General features: G+C 39.5%; 14 protein-coding genes and 1 pseudogene. 10 read left to right on the top strand and 5 right to left on the bottom strand.

What is annotated here, in order from left to right:
- Positions 1–89: 89 nt before the first annotated feature.
- Positions 90–359, top strand: a pseudogene (locus BFI01S_RS24330) (PdaC/SigV domain-containing protein); the annotation flags it as partial.
- Positions 342–668 (top strand): RsiV family protein, encoded by a 327-nt coding sequence (locus tag BFI01S_RS24325; RefSeq protein ID WP_328142935.1) that lies wholly within the window; start codon positions 342–344, stop codon positions 666–668. The pseudogene BFI01S_RS24330 and the gene BFI01S_RS24325, both read left to right, overlap by 18 nt.
- Positions 669–709: 41 nt before the next feature.
- Here BFI01S_RS24325 and BFI01S_RS07020 read toward each other — a convergent pair whose 3' ends face one another.
- The 3 genes from BFI01S_RS07020 to BFI01S_RS07015 form a co-directional block, all read right to left on the bottom strand.
- A complete protein-coding gene (locus BFI01S_RS07020) occupies positions 710–1,819 on the bottom strand; it encodes an acyltransferase (RefSeq protein WP_061791967.1) in 1,110 nt (369 codons plus the stop codon).
- A gap of 160 nt (positions 1,820–1,979) precedes the next feature.
- Positions 1,980–2,129 (bottom strand): hypothetical protein, encoded by a 150-nt coding sequence (locus BFI01S_RS22965; RefSeq protein WP_156478336.1) that lies wholly within the window; start codon positions 2,127–2,129, stop codon positions 1,980–1,982.
- A 142-nt stretch (positions 2,130–2,271) separates the two neighbouring features.
- Positions 2,272–4,137 (bottom strand): LTA synthase family protein, encoded by a 1,866-nt coding sequence (locus BFI01S_RS07015; protein ID WP_061791966.1) that lies wholly within the window; start codon positions 4,135–4,137, stop codon positions 2,272–2,274.
- A gap of 198 nt (positions 4,138–4,335) precedes the next feature.
- Between BFI01S_RS07015 and BFI01S_RS07010 the strand changes: the two genes are divergently transcribed.
- The 5 genes from BFI01S_RS07010 to BFI01S_RS06990 all read left to right on the top strand — a co-directional run bounded on the left by BFI01S_RS07010 (position 4,336) and on the right by BFI01S_RS06990 (position 10,707).
- Positions 4,336–6,189, top strand: a complete 1,854-nt coding sequence (locus BFI01S_RS07010) for a bifunctional metallophosphatase/5'-nucleotidase (RefSeq protein WP_061791965.1) — start codon at positions 4,336–4,338, stop codon at positions 6,187–6,189.
- Positions 6,190–6,318: 129 nt separating this feature from the next.
- Complete coding sequence (locus BFI01S_RS07005) at positions 6,319–7,113, top strand: DUF4309 domain-containing protein (protein WP_061791964.1); 795 nt, start codon at positions 6,319–6,321, stop codon at positions 7,111–7,113.
- A 147-nt stretch (positions 7,114–7,260) separates the two neighbouring features.
- Complete coding sequence (locus BFI01S_RS07000; protein ID WP_061791963.1) at positions 7,261–7,923, top strand: hypothetical protein; 663 nt, start codon at positions 7,261–7,263, stop codon at positions 7,921–7,923.
- A 13-nt stretch (positions 7,924–7,936) separates the two neighbouring features.
- Positions 7,937–9,142, top strand: coding sequence for an efflux RND transporter periplasmic adaptor subunit (locus BFI01S_RS06995; RefSeq protein ID WP_142753066.1), 1,206 nt, complete (start codon positions 7,937–7,939; stop codon positions 9,140–9,142).
- Positions 9,143–9,813: 671 nt separating this feature from the next.
- On the top strand, positions 9,814–10,707 hold the full coding sequence (locus BFI01S_RS06990) for a helix-turn-helix domain-containing protein (RefSeq protein WP_061791961.1): 894 nt from the start codon (positions 9,814–9,816) through the stop codon (positions 10,705–10,707).
- A gap of 33 nt (positions 10,708–10,740) precedes the next feature.
- Here the strand turns inward: BFI01S_RS06990 and BFI01S_RS06985 are convergent, their stop codons facing one another.
- Positions 10,741–11,058, bottom strand: coding sequence for a hypothetical protein (locus BFI01S_RS06985; protein ID WP_061791960.1), 318 nt, complete (start codon positions 11,056–11,058; stop codon positions 10,741–10,743).
- Positions 11,059–11,393: 335 nt separating this feature from the next.
- Positions 11,394–11,522, bottom strand: coding sequence for a hypothetical protein (locus BFI01S_RS24320; protein ID WP_256815608.1), 129 nt, complete (start codon positions 11,520–11,522; stop codon positions 11,394–11,396).
- 180 nt (positions 11,523–11,702) lie between these two features.
- Between BFI01S_RS24320 and BFI01S_RS06980 the strand changes: the two genes are divergently transcribed.
- From BFI01S_RS06980 to BFI01S_RS06970, 3 genes are all read left to right on the top strand, one after another.
- Positions 11,703–12,587, top strand: coding sequence for a helix-turn-helix domain-containing protein (locus BFI01S_RS06980; RefSeq protein ID WP_061791959.1), 885 nt, complete (start codon positions 11,703–11,705; stop codon positions 12,585–12,587).
- Positions 12,588–12,712: 125 nt separating this feature from the next.
- Complete coding sequence (locus BFI01S_RS06975; RefSeq protein ID WP_061791958.1) at positions 12,713–14,644, top strand: M14 family zinc carboxypeptidase; 1,932 nt, start codon at positions 12,713–12,715, stop codon at positions 14,642–14,644.
- A 139-nt stretch (positions 14,645–14,783) separates the two neighbouring features.
- Entirely contained in the window at positions 14,784–18,308 is a 3,525-nt protein-coding gene (locus BFI01S_RS06970) for a S8 family peptidase (RefSeq protein ID WP_061791957.1), read from the top strand.
- The last annotated feature ends 31 nt before the right edge of the window (positions 18,309–18,339 follow it).

Genomic DNA, 18,339 nt, shown 5'->3' with positions numbered 1-18,339 from the left:
GATTAAGGGACACTTTTTAATATTGGAGTGTCCCTTTCTATATTTCAAAAAGAATAGAAAACTCGTAATTTGGGGATTTCACTTATCCGCAAATAAGCAGTTTAGTGGATAATGCCGCAAAAGAGCGTATTAATGCGATTATTAAGAGCCATTTTGAAGAGTCTTATGAGAGTGCTCGAAATCTAGAGGATGAGGAGGAAGAGCATCGATGGGATTATTACTATGACTATGGCTATCACGTGCCAGAAGATGAAGACTGGATGTACAGCTATGATTATGATGTATCTTATAAGGTGAAATATAACGAAAATAATCTTCTGAGCATTTTAGTTTACGATTATATGTACACAGGCGGCGTTCATGGAATGTCAACGGTAACCTCGTATAATTTTGACCTGATCAAAGGTGTTGAGCTGCAGTTGTCTGATGTGGCAAAAACGAGCACCGCAAGAGGCAAGATTAAGAAGTATGCCATCACTGACTTGAAGAATCGTGCTGCCAGAGGGGAAATGATTTTCCCGGAATATTTGGATGAAATCACGATAGATAATGAGCGTCCTTTCTATTTCACAGGAAGCGGTATTGCGATCAAATTCTTTGAATATGAAGTCGCGCCATATGCTGCCGGTATGCCGGAAGTAAAAGTGCCAAACAAAATTTTCAGATAAGCAAAAGCCCTAATTCAAGTTGTGAATTAGGGCTTTTATGATCATGCCGTATTTGATTCTGCTTCCAGTTTCTTCAGTCGTTTTACCTTTTCAGGCTTTTTGTCCTTGACCTTAGGCACCGTAAGCAAATACTGATTATAAGGGAAAAGCTGTACCACCTTAACTACCCCAATTGTTCCTATTAGAATCACAGCTAAAACAAAAGGGAAGTAAATAGTACTCCAAATACTCTTCGGTGCCAGTGATTGGAATGTTAAAAGAACAAACGGATGGACGAGATAAATGGCCATTGAAAGGCTTCCAATTTTTGAAAGGCATATTTCCAGCCAGTTGATCTTCCTTATATCTTCCCCAATCCCCATCATAAACAGAGTGATAATTGGGATATTAATCATATTAGTCGCCCGGTTTGATGGGATGGATCCGATGATTTTATATTCCACAACAGCCATTACAGTTATAATTACGACACCCGCACCTAAGATTTTCTTATTTTTCTTCGAGAACTGGCTAAGCGGTTCCCAATAATAAGCTAAGAATCCCCCAAAAATAAAGAAGAAGATCCAGCTTGGCAAAAAGGCGCGCTGGCTGAGAATGACCTGCCAGATTCCTTCGAACTGTCCCGGGTTATAGACATTTAAAGAATATATATTAACTAAGATTGCACCTGCTAATAAAAATATCCAGCTCTTTTTTGAACGGAACAGCTGAAGGAGCGGAAACAGCAGGTAAAACTGAAAAACGATTGACATAAAATATAGATGGTAAAAGCTATTGCCGAAAACAAAGTTGATCAGGAACAGTCTTTTCCCTGATTCAAAAGGATTCGCACCTTGAACGAAATACATAAATAGAAGATAGAAAATACTCCAAAATATAAAAGGTACACCAATTTTCGTAAAACGGCTCACAGCAAATTTCTTTAAGGTAAAGCCTCTTGTCCTGGTTTGGTAGAAGAGCAGAAATCCGCTGATCAGAGCAAAAATAGGTGTACCGAATCGGCTTATTTGATTGATGAAAAGGGTAAGTTCATTATAAGTTTCGCCGTTCTCAAAGTAGAAGGAGGCTGAAACGTGAACCAATAGTACCCATATGCAGGCAATAGCCCGTAAATAATGAATCTCTTGGATATGTGCTTTTGGTTTGCCCATGACTTTCACATCCTTGCAGTAGTAACGGAATTCATTTACCACTACATCGTATATGAAATACAGGGGCCCGTCCGGATTGTTATCGTACCTTAACCATAAAGTAGCGTTTTGTTAATAATGCATCCAAAGATAGGGAAATAGTTAAAAAATTTACAGACACTTATATATCAAATGATAATTGGATATACGATTCTTGAGATGGAGCGTGCTCTTCCTGTTTCCAGTTTTTCGAGCGGCTGCTTACTGCCTCCAAAATAAACAATTTGTCCTGAGGGGTTAATAGACTCCAGCTGCCTGCTTTAATTTTCATTTGAAAAACAACTCCTTTTTATATATTTTTAATCCCAATTTTTAGTTATTACGTATATACCGCCTTTTTAATTGATTAAAACAACAAAAATTCCAACAAATTCTGCGCTGTCATACACAGGTTTTGTTGGAATCCCTCGAAATTATTGAAACAATTCCCCAATTAAATTATTTTTCAGCAGAAATTCAGAAAGCTGAACATCCTTTACAAGCTGTTCATACGTTTTTTTACAGGCATTAACGGACACTTTTTCCCCGGTTTTGGTATCTGTGCAAATACCGTCCTCGAATACTCCATTATGTGAAGCGGCATAATCATATGGCCCCGAATAATACGAGTATGGTGTCGTTTCATAAGCGAAACCGGCAAAACCTTCTTTTTTGATATCAAGCGATGCCCCAAGATATGCAAGCTGCTGTTGGGTGCCAATCAGAGATGCAAGAGTAGGAAAGATGTCCAGCTGGCTTCCAATAACCTCATTTTTAACAGCTGTGGTCTGTCCTGGATGGTGAATGATCATCGGGACATTGAATTGCTCTTTCTGATTAAAGTTGACGCCCAGAAGCTGGTCAATCTCATCCTTATCTTTTGGAATAGGTCCGTAATGATCTCCATAGACGACAAAGATCGTATCATCCCATATTTGTTCTTCTTTTAATTTTTCAATAAAGTAACCGATTGACCGGTCAAAATAATGGGTAGCCTGCAGATAGTTTCCTGTTAATGTATCTGAAAATTCTGCAGGGAGGTCCAAAGATTGATATTTACCCGGCAAGTCAAATGGCCGATGATTCGTCAGACTGACTATAAAACTGTAAAATGGCTTTTCTTCTTCCTTATAGATATCTATCATTTGTTTAAACATGCTTCGGTCCGAGACGCCCATTCCGATTACTTCATCTTCACTAATTTTTAGATGTTCAGTACTGTAAAAGTTATCGAAGCCCTGGTTAGGATATGCCAATCTTCGATTCCAGAATTCCGGTGAATTTCCATGGGCAGCACTCGTTGAGTAACCTTCTTTTTTTAGTACTTGCGGAAGCGAGATGAAGTTATTTTTTGGATAAGTTTTATAAACCCCCATGTCTGCAATTGGATATAAAGAATTATTTGCAGCAAACTCAGCATCTGACGTATTGCCTCTCCCAATTTGAAGGTAAATATTCGGGTAATAGTGGCTGGTGCTGATTAGTTCATTCAGACGCGGGGTTATTTCCTCGCCATTTACTTTTAAGCCGATTGGAAAGTCATTCAGTGATTCAGCCTGTACCACAATAATATTCTTCCCTTTAAACTTTCCGTAATAGGGAGATGATTTTAAAAGTTCCTGTTTCCCTTTGAAATAATCCTTCAAAATCTCCAATTCTGTCTTTTCCTCAGCAGTTATTTCTTTGGCTGCAGCATGGTTATGGTAAGTTCTCGAAAGATCATAGATATGGGCTGGCAGGATACCCGTAAGGGAAACTTTATATTGATCAGAAAAGGTGTCCTTCAGCGGATAAAAGGCCGCAAATAAAATAAAAGCAGCGCCGGCAGCAAACATGGCTGATCCGATAAAAGGATTCCTCAGGTTCCGTTCTTTCCGGGAAAAAACATAAAGAGCAAGAAGAGCAGCTGGGATGTCTATCCAATACCAGATATCACTAACGTAAACAAGTGATGCAATCGAGTCCTTCACATCTCCGAGCTGATTAGCCTGCTGCAGCAGCTGGATATGAAGAATGGCATCATAATAACGTTCATACAGTACATCTGCATATAAGAGGAAAGAGAGAAGCAGGTAAATAATAAAGGCCAAAAATGCCTGGATTCTTTTTCTGCTGAAGTATATTAATCCTGACACTGCAAATCCCAGTCCGCAAGAAGATAATAATATCAGTTTCTTATGCGGGTTAAGCTCCAATTCATAGATAAAGTATAAGGTTTTAAACGCCCAGCATAAGCTGAAAAAACCTGTCAGTAAAGCTAAAGACAGGAGAGCCGGATAATGCTTCTTTATTAACTTCATTTTCCCCCACCCTCAAACGCTTTTTACAAAATCTTAACATTTAATTAACTGAAAATTAATAAAAATAATCTGACATCCTTCGTGCGGGGTTTGTCGAATGGGAATTTTAAACGTCTTTTACAAACTATCAAACAAATCTTAATAGTTTTAATATATAATATTTTTGTAATGATAAACTTTAAATTCAGGAGGTTTATAATGAGGATTTGGAAAAAGGGCTGTATTGCCGTGGTATCCGCCATGGTTATTTCATCCGGGTTCAGCGGGTCATTTGCGGTTAAGGCAGAAGGGAATACGGACGCAAATACAAAAAAAATCACTATTCTTCATACCAATGATTCTCATGGCCGTGCTGTTGAAGGCGAATATGATGGGATGGGATTTGCCAAACTATCCACTCTAGTAAAGCAATATGAAAGTAAAAATCCCAATACATTGCTTTTAGATGCTGGTGATACCCTGCACGGGACCACTTTTGCCACGCTGAGCAAAGGAGAAAGCATTGTTAATGTGATGAATAAAGTTGGCTATGATGGCATGGCTGCGGGAAACCATGACTTCAACTATGGCTATGAAAGATTAATGGAGCTGAAAGACAAAATGCTGTTTCCGCTTTTAAGTGCTAATGTTCGCAAACAGGATGGGGAGCTGCTTCTGAAGCCTTATGAAATAAAAGAGGTTGACGGTTTGAAACTGGGGATCTTTGGGCTGTCGACACCAGAGACTCATTATAAAACGCATCCAAAAAATGTTGAAGGCTTATCTTTCACTGATCCGGTAAAAGAGGCACAGGCGATGGTGGCGGAATTGAAAGCTCAAAAAGTTGATATGATAATTGCGGTAACACATTTGGGAATTGATGAGTCCAGTACAGATACTTCCATTAAAGTGGCAAAGGGTGCCCCTGGGATTGATCTGATTGTTGATGGGCACAGCCACTCAAAGCTCGTTGAAGGCCTGGAGGGTGAAAACGATACACTTATTGTAAGTGCTGGGGAGTATACAAAAAATCTTGGCGTGGTGGAACTGACATTTGAGAATAATGAACTGAAGGGCAAAACAGCCGGCTTAATTACAAAAGAACAAACTGCAGCCGTTGAAGAAGATCCGGCTGTTAAAGAAGTAATCGATGAAATTCAGACAGCTCAGGAAGAGATTCTGTCTGAAGTCATTGGTGAAACGGCTGTAAAACTCGATGGAGAACGTGAACAAGTCCGTGCAGGAGAGACGAATCTAGGCAACTTGATTACCGATGCGATGGTGGACATGACGGGTGCAGATATGGCTATTACCAACGGCGGCGGAATTCGTGCCTCAATCGCTGAAGGGGAAATTACAAAAGGCGATGTTATTACGGTACTGCCTTTTGGTAACTATATTGTCACAAAAAAGCTGACTGGTTCCCAAATAAAAGCAGGAATTGAGAATGGTGTGAATTCATATCCTGACACTAAAGGAGCCTTCCCCCATGTTTCAGGTTTGACTTTTGTTATTGATGCATCTAAAGCAGCTGGAAATCGGGTACAGGACATGAAGATCAAAGGTGTGCCTGTCGATATGAACAAAGAATATCTCGTTGCCACAAATGACTTCATGGCAAGCGGCGGTGACGAGTATACCTCTTTCAAAGACAGTGCGATTGTCAATGAATTTCCTGCACTCGATGAAGCGCTTATTGCCTATATTCAAAAAATCGGCACTGTGAATACAAAAGTTGAAGGCCGTATTACAGCAAAAGCTCCTGAAGATCCTAAAGAAGATGACAATAAGCCTGCACCTAAGGTTTATTGGGATGGCGTACTGATGAACAAAGGCCAAATCGGCCGCATTACGGTTCTAAAGCCTATTAACCTATGGAAACGTACAGCTGACAACAAGCTTCAGTTTGTACGTGTGCTAAAGCCTGGTCAGAGTTACCGTGTCTACAATTATGACTCCAATTATTTCGGTCAGTATGGAGTCGGGTCCGGACATTACATTACCAATATGAAAGGGTATGTGAAGTACGAAACTCCGTCTAAAAAGAAACTCGAAGAATTGAATGGAAAATAAACGATGAGGAAGCTGCCAAATAGGCAGTTTTCTTTTTTATAGTAGTATATACCTGTTTTACAAAATAAGGGTTCCGTTTGTAATATTTTTGTAATATTATTGAAACATAAGTAATAAAGGAGTGGGGTTATGAAAAAGACTTTGATTTCAGGCATGATTATGGCTGCCGGTTTTTTGGGGATTATGGGGGATTCTGAGACAGCCTCAGCAGCCTCTAAGGATACAAGACCATCAGTGATTTGGGATGATGCGAGATTAGTAGAAGGTCAAATTGGCAAGGTGACTATTCTGAAAGATACAAGCAGGCTGATTAAAGAAAGCAATGGCAGTTTCAAGCCATCCGGCACGTTCAAAAATGGAAATACATATAGGGTATATTCCTATGAAAAAATCAATGGCGTCTATTTTTATGGCGTAGGTGCAGGCGTTTATGTAAAGAACTCTTCTGATGTCTTTTACAAAACTCCTTCGGTTCTAAAGAAACGGCAAATGGCTGATCTGGTCATGATAAAACCAGACATCCTTACAGATGCGGCGGACGGAAAGCTGAAAGGGCAGGATTTTATTATTAACAAGAATACGATTGACGATGTAAAGAGCAAGCTGGGAGAGCCAACTGATGAAGGACTGTTCGAAGGCTCAAGATATTATCAGTACGGAAAGAAATACGTTTATTTTACTGAACTGCCTGACGGAAAAGAAATATTCGTTTCCAAGTATTTAGTTGACTCTGTAACCGATATCTCGCCTCTTTATGTACTAAATAGGCTCGGTACCGGATCCCTTATAAGAGAAGGATTTTTTGAAGATGACCAGACCTGGAAAATCATCTATAAAATGGGAGACAATCTTGTATACTTTGTTTTCGGTGTAGAGACAGGCAGAGAAAGACTAATATATATACACCTGCAGAAGCAGAATTAGTTCGAATGGGAAAAGTGCCATCAGCGGCACTTTTTCTTTTTGCTTGTGAGCAATTGACTAATTTCTAGAAATTTCGACTCTATACTGGCAATTATTACAATCTCTTATATAATAAAAGAAAGTTCATTAACGGGGGAAGAAACAGCCATGTTTTATCATGTTCAGCTTATAAAAGGAATTCTAAGTCCAAATACATACCTTTATCAATTGACAAAAGCAGAGAAAATTACCGGGCTTTATATAAGATTCCTGCTGCTCATGGCTGCTGGAGCCATTCTATATCTGGCGGCAGCATATACAGGATATGGCATGGATATTGTATCGAATGAAATATCAAATGTATCCCAGCAGGAATTGGAAACGAAAAAGCTATTTTTAGGCATTGGGAAAGTAGTATGGGGAATCGTTTTTTCTCTGCTGATCTTTTTTGTCCCAGCCATTTTTTATTGGACTATAATGGATACGGAATTTGCGAAACTGCTGGTTATGCAGCTATTTGTGTTAGCTGTTTTATTAATCGAAAAAGCGTTAACGCTAGTTCTTCAGATTAGCTTTGGTCTTGAGAGAGTGTCCTCGCCTTTCAGTTTGGGCGTAATGGTGCAATATTTGACAGATAACCGTTTGCTTATTCAACTGGCCGGCACCATCACACTTTTTCAAATTTGGGTAATTTTCTTCCAATATATGAATCTTAAAGCATTTTCGCCGCGAAGCCCCAAATGGATCCTGCTGATTGTGATAATCGTTAATCTGGTTGGATGGATCATGACATCTACCATTTACTATCTTGAATTTGAGAAACTTATATAATGGCGGTGTTATTGTGAAAAGAGCTTGGGTGCTTAGAATCCTGGTTGTGTGTATAGGAATCTTTATTGCTGCAAATCTTTATTTGGCCTTAAAGCCAGGAAGCAAAGTGGATAAGACAGCATACATAGATAAATGGCAGGCCGTTTCGAAGGAGAACCTTATAGATTCCTTTTCGAAAAAAGGTGTGGTATCACCTGCGGAAGAATACCAGGTCTATTATGATGAGCGGCAGGGGGTTTTTAATCAGTTTTTGGTTAAAGAGGGAGATGCGATTACACCTGGAACGGGTTTGTTTGAATATCAGCCTGAAGACCTTGATGCCGAAAAAGAAAGACTGAATGCAGAAGCAGAAAAGCTTGAAAACCAAATAGAGGACTTAGAAGGTCATATTGATGATATGGAAACATATAAAAGAACGCTTATTTTTGCTGAAGAAGAGAAAGACAGCGAAACAGCGGTGACTTCCAGTCTGGACAGAGACATCCATGAAAAGGAGCTGCAAGTCAGCATGCTGGAAAGGGAGCTCGAAATGACTGAAAATCAGCTGGATTATCTGGAAGATCAGCCAGGCAGTGTAACCGTTCAGAGCAATTTCTCAGGAACAATCAGTGAGATTGACCGCTCCCTTGAAAATCCTATTATTACGATTACTTCAGATGCTTCACTAATCAATGGTGAACTAACATTAGATGAGAGAATGGAAACTTCTGTTGGCCTTAAAGTACTTGTCTCAGCAAAGGACTTTAAAGGGGAAGGAACGATTATTAACCTGGCATCCCTTCCAAAGAGCGGAGTTTCTCTGAATAAGGAAAGCACTTATCCGTTCTCAGTTCAGTTAAATGAGGACGCAACAGAGATCTTAAAGGGGACCCCGGTTCATATCGAAATTGTTACAGATGAGATTGAAGGGGCAGTAACAGTTCCCTCCAAAGTGATAAAAAAAGACAAAAATGCTTCATCTTTATGGGTGATCTCAAATACCGGGAAGCTTGAGAGAAGACAAATAGAGAGCGGACTGCAAGTAAATGGGAGAACAGAAATTAAAGATGGCCTCGAAAAAGGCGAATGGATTGTTATGGACAATGGCATCCATAAAGATTTTGATGGAACAGAAGCAGCCACCTCCTTCAAAACAAAACATTTAAGTAAAAAGCAGCTCAGCAGCCTGAAAAATAAGACAAAATGGAAGTATATATTAAAAGGATTTGTATCCCGATAATTGGACAACCCCTGGCCTGAATAGCCCGGGGTTTTATTTTGGGATTTTTGGCTAAGTTGTGCGGTATGGAGATGAAATATGAACTATGAACTATGCAAATAGAATGGGGAACTTGCAAATAGGCTGGGGGATTCTGCAAATAGGCGGTGTAAATTTGCAAATAGAACCGGGATTCTGCAAATAGGCAGAGAGAACTTGCAAATAGAACCGGGATTCTGCAAATAGGCGGTGTGAACTGGCAAATAGAACCGAAATCCTGCAAATAGGCGGTGTGAAGTTGCAAATAGAACCGCATCCTGCAAATAGACCTGGAGAACTTACAAATAGAACAGGAATCCTGCAAATAGAAAATTGAAACTTGCAAATAGAAACAAAAACCTGCAATTAGTCAGAAAATTTCTGCGAATAGAAATCCCAATAACAAGCACCAAACTCAAAAAAAGACCGTCCGGTCAGTCCGGACGGTAATAAATTGGAGAATTGGATGATGTTCGTAAAGTGACGAACTTCCGAAAGTATTAAATACTTATGAACTAATTAAAACATATTGCTTAAAAGTCTGAATTCCTGATGAATGCTGGTTATTTTAATAGAATACAGCTTTTACTAGGTTATATAAGCATTTATAATAAAAATATAATAATTGGAATATTTTTTGGAGAGTGGAAACATTGGATTTTTCTGTTATTGGAAATAAGATAAAAGAACTGCGCAGAATACAAAGAATCACTCAAAAAGAGCTTGCAGAAGACATATGCACTCAGGCACAAATCAGTAAGCTGGAGAATGGTGAAGTGATTCCCTGTGCATCAACACTTTTTTTAATATCTCAAAAACTGGGCATTGATGTGAATTATTTCTTCAATATTGGTTTAACCCCAAGGCTGGACTATGTCGAAGAAGTGGCCAGACAGCTGAAAATTGCACGTCGCAATTTTAAATATCAGGAGATGGAAGAGATCGTGGAGATGGAGGAAAGGAATCCGCTTTTTTATCAAAATCAGAAATATCTGCAGCTTCTGATTTGGCATAAAGGGATATGCCTCTACCACGTCCATTCTGACTTTGAACGTTCTCTGCAAGCCCTTGACGAAGCTTTGGCATTGACTAATGAAAAATTCCGGACGGAACAGGAGATGGAAATTCTTTTAAGCAAAGGCGTTGTCTGCTTTGAGAATAATCTGCTGGATGAAGCTATTAAGATTTATGAAAGTGTATATACGGAGATGAAAAATCTTCCCCAATTACGGAATTATATATTAAAAACTAAACTGCTCTATAATATGGCCAGAGCTTTTACCCGAAAAGGATTTTATGAAAAATCAACTGAAATATGCACAGAAGGAATCGACTGGGGGATTGAAAAAGATAACCTCTTTTTATTGGGAGAACTTCACTATCATATTGGCTACAATTTCGAATTGTCGGAGGATTTTCGTTCTGCTCAAGAATATATGCAAAAAGCTTTGCTGATTTTTGACCTTCAGAAGGATCATAAATATTCGGATTATATTAATGGCAAGTTAATGAAGTGGAAGGAAGATAATCTTATAGAAAATACCTGATGCTCATCCCTGACCATCAGGTATCCTGTGACATCAATGCTGGTATACGCATGTGTTGATGCCGATGATTTTTAGAAATTCTTTTATTTTGGTAAACGATTGGTTTTTAAATCCTTCCGGTATAGTTAACTCCGTTACATAAGCCATTTTCCTTTTTGCATTAGCATTAAGCTCTGTTATTTCTTCATGGCTGTTATAAATCATTCGTGTCAATTCTTCATTTTGTTCCTCTTCACAAGTATAGATAACCGCTTCTCCAACTTTCATTGATGCGTTTCTAAAGTAGAATGAAAAAATGATTGCACTTTCGTTCTCGATAAACTTCGGCTGAATTTTCATATCAAGATCCATACCATTTCACCCTCCCTGCATCTTTATGCCCTTATCATAACAAAAATAGTTCCTTTTGCTGATTGAAATATGGAGGTGAATTAGATATTGGAATGAATATTTAATATGAAAAAGTAAGGTTTTCATATAAAATTATAACTATAGGAATATTCCTGAAAGAATATTATGTTTCTCTTAATCCTATAAAAGAAGGGAATTTATGTTTGCATGTTGAATTTGAGCAGTAACTAAGTTTTAACTGCAAAAAAATAGACACTTCAGATGAAGTGTCCCAATTGGAGATTAATAAGACAAGGGTCAAGCCCTTTGAAATCCTAACAGATATGCATTTGCAATTAAAAAATAGTCGGAAGTTCTTGAGTTGTAACTCCGCCGCCGCCGTTATTTCCAGCAGCAAAAGTAATGCCTGCAGCTCCAAATACAAAAGTGAATACGGCCATCATAACTAATAAACGTTTTTTCATGAGAATTCCTCCTTGCTTGTTTAAATTAAGGAACTATCTATATTAAAACATAAATAATACAGAAGCATTTTTTGTATATTTTTTTAATTTTACCAGTATACTTTGTCTTATATCCTTTTTCCTGTTTATAAATGATAAAAATATAACTCTAGGCATATTTACATGAAAGGGGTGAAAAGGATGAATTTTTCCGCGATTGGCCAAAGAATCAGGGAACTTAGAAAACTGATGAACTTATCACAGGGAGAGCTTGCCAAAGGGATTTGTACGCAGGCGCAGATCAGCAAAATTGAAAAGGGTGATGTATATCCCTATGCATCTACTTTATATTTAATATCCGAACGCCTTGGTGTGGATGTAAACTATTTCTTCGACATTGGCACAACGCCCCGGCTGGATTATGTACAGGAAGTCTTAAGGCAATTAACCTTGGCAAGAAGGAACTCAGATTACAGGGAAATGGAACAAATCGTAAAAACCGAAGAGAAAAATCCATTATTCCAGCAAAACAATAAAAATTATCAGGTTCTATTATGGCATAAAGGGATTTGCCAGTATATGCTTCATAAGGATTCTAAAGCAGCGATTGACATCCTTTCTAAAGCCATAGCTTTAACTCATTATACCGACAAGGTCTGGTCTGAACGTGAAATAGAAGTTTTGCTGAGTATCGGTTCTGTCTATTTTGAAGAAAAGGATTATAAAAAATCGCTGAAAATCTATTTCGAAGCTAAAGAATATCTCCATCAGCTGCCATTCATTAATGACCATACCTTATTGTGCAGACTTTATTATAATATTGCAAGATCACTCACACGTCTTGAGAAGTACAATGATTCAATTAAGTACTGCAGGGAAGCTGTCAGGTGGTGTATTGAAAAAGATAACCTTTATCTTCTTGGGGAGCTTCATTATCATATTGGCTACAACTATGAAATTCAAGGCAAGTTCCAGAAAGCAAGAGAATGCATGCAAAAGTCCCTGATTATTTTTGAGCTTCAGGAAGATGAGAAGTACGTAAACTTTATTAATAGTAAAATTCAAAAATGGCATACCTTTGCATAAGCCTGTCCGGATTAGACAGGCTTTATTTTTTTGATGAGCCGGTTTTGCAAAAATTGCTGAATTTCCCCCAAATTTGTCCTCCTGCATAGTATATTAGTAGATGTACAAAATATTAGGAGGAAAAGATGAAAATTTTAAAGAAATTCATATTTACATTATTGATAGTTCTTGCCGGCTTCGTCCATTTGGAACATCGGGCAGAAGCTGCAGCTGTGAATCCAGCCGAAGTTTATACTTATGAAAAAATGCAGGCTGATATTGTGGAGCTTGCCAAGCAATACCCAGATCATATTACATATAAAGTTATTGGAAAAAGTGAGTATGGAAGAAATATTTATGCCGTATCACTTGGAAAAGGCGGGACAAACATATTTATTAATGGTTCCCACCATGCAAGGGAATGGATGACTACTACGCTGAACATGTATATGCTTGAACAGTACGCTTCAGCCTATAAGGGCGGACGGACAATAGCGGGTGCGGATGTGCGGACTCATCTGAACAGAACCACCATGTGGTTTGTGCCGATGGTTAATCCGGATGGTGTGACACTGCAGCAATTTGGATTAAAGGCATTTCCTTCGAGTGCACATGCTGGATTAATCAAAATGAATGCAGGGAGCAAGGATTTTAAACGCTGGAAAGCAAATGGAAAGGGAGTCGATTTGAACCGCCAGTACCCTGCTGACTGGGCGAATATTAAAAGCAATCCGGGAAAGCCCTATTACAAGAATTATAAAGGATCCCAGCCGCAATCGGCTTCTGAAGTGAAGGCGATTATAAACTTTGTGAATGAGATTAAGCCTGCATCTGCTCTTGCTTACCATTCAAGCGGACAGATTCTTTACTGGAAATTCCATCAGACAGGTGCTTTATACGATCGGGATCATCAATATGCCAAAACGATAGGGAAAATGACAGGATATAGCCTGGTGTACCCGGGTGCAAGACCATCTGGAGGCGGCTTTACTGATTGGTTTACTTCAACCTATAAGCTTCCAGGGTTTACACCGGAAATCGGCAGATATGCAGGTGAAACCAGCTTGCCGCTTTCAGAGTTTCAAAGCATATGGAAACAAAACCAGGGTGTAGGGCTTTATGTAGCAGGCATCGGCTATAGCTTAAACGGGGCAAAAACAAGTTCAAAGGTAACCCTGGCAACAAACCAGACAAATGATGCTGTTGCCAAATCAAGAAAACTCCGATCCTATTATTCTGGAAACATAAAAAGTACAAGTGATTTCAAAGTAAGTGCAGACTTTGCAAAAGCCTACCAGAATGCAAGTAAAAGTATTGCTTCAGCAGAAACATTGCTGAAAGGCCTGCCTCAAAACGATCAAAACCGGTTAATGGCAGTGCTGAAGGAAGCTTATGATCATAAAGCCCGGGCAGCAGTCTTTATCGATACAGAAAAAACCGGAGCACAGCTGACAGCAATGAATTCAGAGCTAATTAAATTGATAGATGCTGGTACTCTGGATGAACACACAGTTGAAACTTACCATAAGCTTTCATACCAGATTAAGAAAGCGGGGCTGTTTATTAATAAGCTTTATGGGCCTCATGTACGTGACATTGCTGCAGAAAAGTATGTATTGCCTGCAAAGATTACGAAAGAAACAGTTATTTACGAGATTTCCAGATACATGCTTATGGAAGAAATACAGATTAACCTTGATGCTGATAAGCTCGATATAGTTGAGAGCCAATTGGCGGAGTTAAACAGGCTTGAAAGACGTTCTGCTGAAATTAAAGAAGCAGGCAACAAGCTTTATCCTGGAAAATACCGTGAATTGCCTGGATTTGAAGCAGTGCTTACAGAAATGAAGCAGGAAATCTTGAAAAAGTATGAATCCTTAAAGCCTTCAGAGGAGCAGCCAGAAGTGGATCCGGTTCAGGAGCAGGAAGACAGCTCACAAGAATTGGATCCGGCTGTTAATACCGAAAGTGAAGTGCTGCCAGAAAAGGGTTCGGAAGCTGACACCAGTACAACAGAAGAACCCGAAGCTGATGCCTCTCAAAAAGATGCAGAAGCTGTTTCAGTAGAGCAGCCATAGATTAATAATTAGAGCTGGGTTTATAAAACCCGGCTCTTTTTTTGTCGAATAAATTAATATAGTAAAACTTTCTATTAATTGAAAATGATAGTAATATGATGATAGCAACTATCATTTTACAGTTATGAGGAGGAAGGGAATGGAACGCTGGCTGAAAACATCTATTAATCTTGCAGCAGGAATTGGCATTGCTGCCGGGTCTCTGCTGGGAACATCTGGTGTATCTGCAGAAAGCGGAAAAGAGGTGCCGGGCATTTCGGCGGTGCAAATTGACCAGCCGTCACTGCAAAAGAAACTGGAGCAGTCAAAAGAATCTGCATTAAGCGGAGATACTCTGGTGGTTAAATTTAAAAAGCCGCTCACTCAATCACAGCACAAAATGGCAGGGGGAACATTGATTAAGCAGTTCTCCAATTTAAATTATGCTGTTGTTAAAGTGAGGAATAAAAATCAGTTCAGCAAAGTATTAACCAATTACAAAAAGTTGAACGGAGTGGTATCCGCCTATCCAAGCGTCAATTACAAACCGCTTTCGCTGCCGGATCCTAAAGCGAAAGAACAATATCAGAACGAACTTCTTCAGCTGGAAAAGGCTCAAAAACTGGCTGGGAAGAACCCTGTAACGGTTGCAGTAATCGATCAGGGTGTGGACGTGAACCATCCTGATTTAAAGGGAAAGCTGCTCCCGAGCTATAATGCAGTCAATCCAATGAGCCCCGGCACGCCTGATTATCATGGCACCCATGTGGCTGGAATTGTTGCAGCCAATAAGAATAACGGCATTGGCGGCTATGGTGTTAATCCAAATGCCAAAATTCTTCCGATTGATGTTTTTGACAGAGGATGGGGTGCTTCAGATTATGTGATTGCCCAGGGGATTCTCCATGCAGTAGAAAAAGGTGCAAAAGTAATCAATATGAGTCTCGGCGGTCCTATGAGATCTCCTCTGATTGAAGAAGCGCTCAAAAAGGCTGCTGAAAAGAATGTTGTAGTAGTGGCAGCGGCAGGCAATACAGGGGATGATTCACTTAGCTATCCTGCTGCCTATGAAGGTGTCATCAGTGTTGGGAATATTAACAGCAGCAAAAAACTGGGGATTTTATCTACATATGGCACGTCCGTTGATATTGTAGCTCCTGGTGAAGATGTCTACAGCACTATGTATGAATACGAAAAAAAATCAAGCTTCCGTAAAATGAGCGGAACATCCATGGCTTCACCTATGGCAGCTGGAGCAGCATCCTTGCTTCTATCCAAGCATCCTGGCCTGACTCCGATTCAGATTGAATATATATTGGAGCATACAGCAGAGGATCTGGGTGATAAGGGATTTGATGTAGTATATGGAAATGGCCTCCTTAATCCAGTTGCAGCTATGCAATATGATATTAAGAAGCTGCCTGCTTTGACAAAACAACAATTATCTGAAAAAGAAATTTTGGAAAAAGCAGCAGCAGTAAGCCTTGAGAAGAAGCAGACCGTTAAAGGAGCGATTACAGCCCCGTTCCAGGAGAAATGGTATAAAACAGATGTTGAGAAAGGCGATTTAGTTCAATTTGTTCTTAACGGAGCCAAGCAATTTGATTACAAGCTTAAATTATTTTTGGTTTCCGATGAAGGGAAAGTGGAGCTGGATGTAAACAAAGTCAGAGAAGGCCATGAGGAAGGAAAGTTGTTTGAAGTTCCATTTTCAGGAACGCTTGCCTTCGGAGTTAAGGATGTCAATGGCAGCTTTGATGATTCGGGCAGAGGGCAATCAAAATTCAGCCTTTCCGCTGAAAAGGCATCTGGCATTGAAGAAGATGGGAATTCTATTCACAATATGAGTACTATTGAATTGCCATACTCATATGGCAAGGAGCTTTTAACTGGGAAAGATGGAGATGATGATTTCTACCAATTCACTGTTAAAGAGGAACAGGCAGTGAAAATTGACTTAGCTAAATTGCCGGGTGTTGATACAAGCATCAGTGTTTATATGGGGGATCAGATTTTTCCTCCTGATATGGAAGAAATTACGGAAGAAGAGAAAAAGGCCCTTCTTGAAGAAATGTTTTACGGAAAATACCCAATTGAGCCGGCATTCTACGCAAACAGGGGCAGCAAAAGTGAAGGGGAAACACTCTCTTTTACAGCTATGCCGGAAATACCGTATATCATAAAAGTATCTAATAAAATCGATCAATATTTCTTTGGCATGTATGATTTCATGTTAAACTTCGGCTTGCTTGAAGAAGAGCAGACTCCTGAACCTTCTCTGATTCCATACAAACTGCAGGTTAATGGAAAAACATTGCCGGCAGATGAAGATATATTCCCTTATATGATGGATGAGGAAGCCGCTGAAAAAGAAATAACCGTTAATGGCCTGGAAAAACAGCGCAGTGCATTTGAGGACATGGAAGAAGAAACAGAAGAAGCATCTGAAGAAGAAGTTGAAGCTGAGCCTGATTTCACTGAAGTCCTTAAAGAGGGTGCCCAGCCTTTTAAAATGGATGAAAAAGGTGAAGGCTATATCCAGACATTAGAAGATGAAGACTGGTTTAGTGTTGTGCCGGATGAAACGGGCATCTATGAATTTAAGTTTGACGATAAAAAAGGCCAGGTTCCTTTAATGGAGATTTACCGCATTAAGGAAGAGACAGACGCGGAAGGAAACACGTATGCCTTTTTGGATCAGATTGGAACCAATATGCAATTTGACTGGGTAAGCATGAAGCTGGATGCATCCATGCTAACAGGTCTGAAAGCTGGAGAGAGCTACTATATTAAGGCCGGAGCAGATTACTATACTGGTTCAACATCTTTTGATCCGTACAGCTTTAGTGCCAAAATGGTGATTAAAGATCCTCAGGATCCTTATGAAGATAACGATAGCCTGGAGAAAATAAAGAATCTTCCTTCAGCAAAAATCGAGGGGAACCTCGCGATGCCTTTCGATCAGGATGTCTTCTATCTTGAAAGTAAAACAGCAAATATTTATGGGGCATCCATGAAGAGGAAAAATGTTGATGCCAAATGGAAAGCGAAATATCCAAAGGAATTGCTGAGCCCGTTCTATGGAATTATGGTTATCGCAGAAGATGCAAACAAGAACCGGAAGCTGGATCCGGAGGAATTCGATCGAATTCAGTATATTGAAAAGGGAATTGACAGCGGAGCAACCTATGGATCATTTAAAGCTGAGAAAAATAAAAACTATATTATCATTGCCTCCGGTTATTTTGATGGCAATACTCCATTGTCCCTGCTTCCTTATGAATTGACTGTGGCGCCGGTTAACCAAAATGATGAAGATAAGGGTTCTGTGGTGAAGAATAACAAACCTTCTAAGCCGTTAATGATGAAGAAGTCAGGCAGCAAGCTCTTAACTGCCTCCGGGCATCTTAATGCCGGTGTACCGAACGGTGACGAAGATTGGTATGAATTGAAAATAGATAAACAAGCGAAAGGCTATATCGAATTTAATGCCGGAACTGAAATTGATGGTGTTGTGACTCTTTATAAAGATGGCAAACTGCTGGCTAAAGCAGACTACTACCCTGAAGGAGATGGGGAAGTGCTGTACTTTAACCTGAAAAAAGGAGTCTACCATATCAAAGTCCGTGACACATTCGGCGGTTCTACATTGGATTCTTATAGTTTGAAAGTTAACTTGCAATAGAAATAAAAATTCCCTGTCTAAAGTAGGCAGG

The sequence above is a fragment of the Cytobacillus firmus NBRC 15306 genome (assembly GCF_001591465.1).
GTDB lineage: Bacteria > Bacillota > Bacilli > Bacillales > Cytobacillaceae > Cytobacillus > Cytobacillus firmus.
This window is presented reverse-complemented; position numbering and strand designations above follow the sequence as displayed.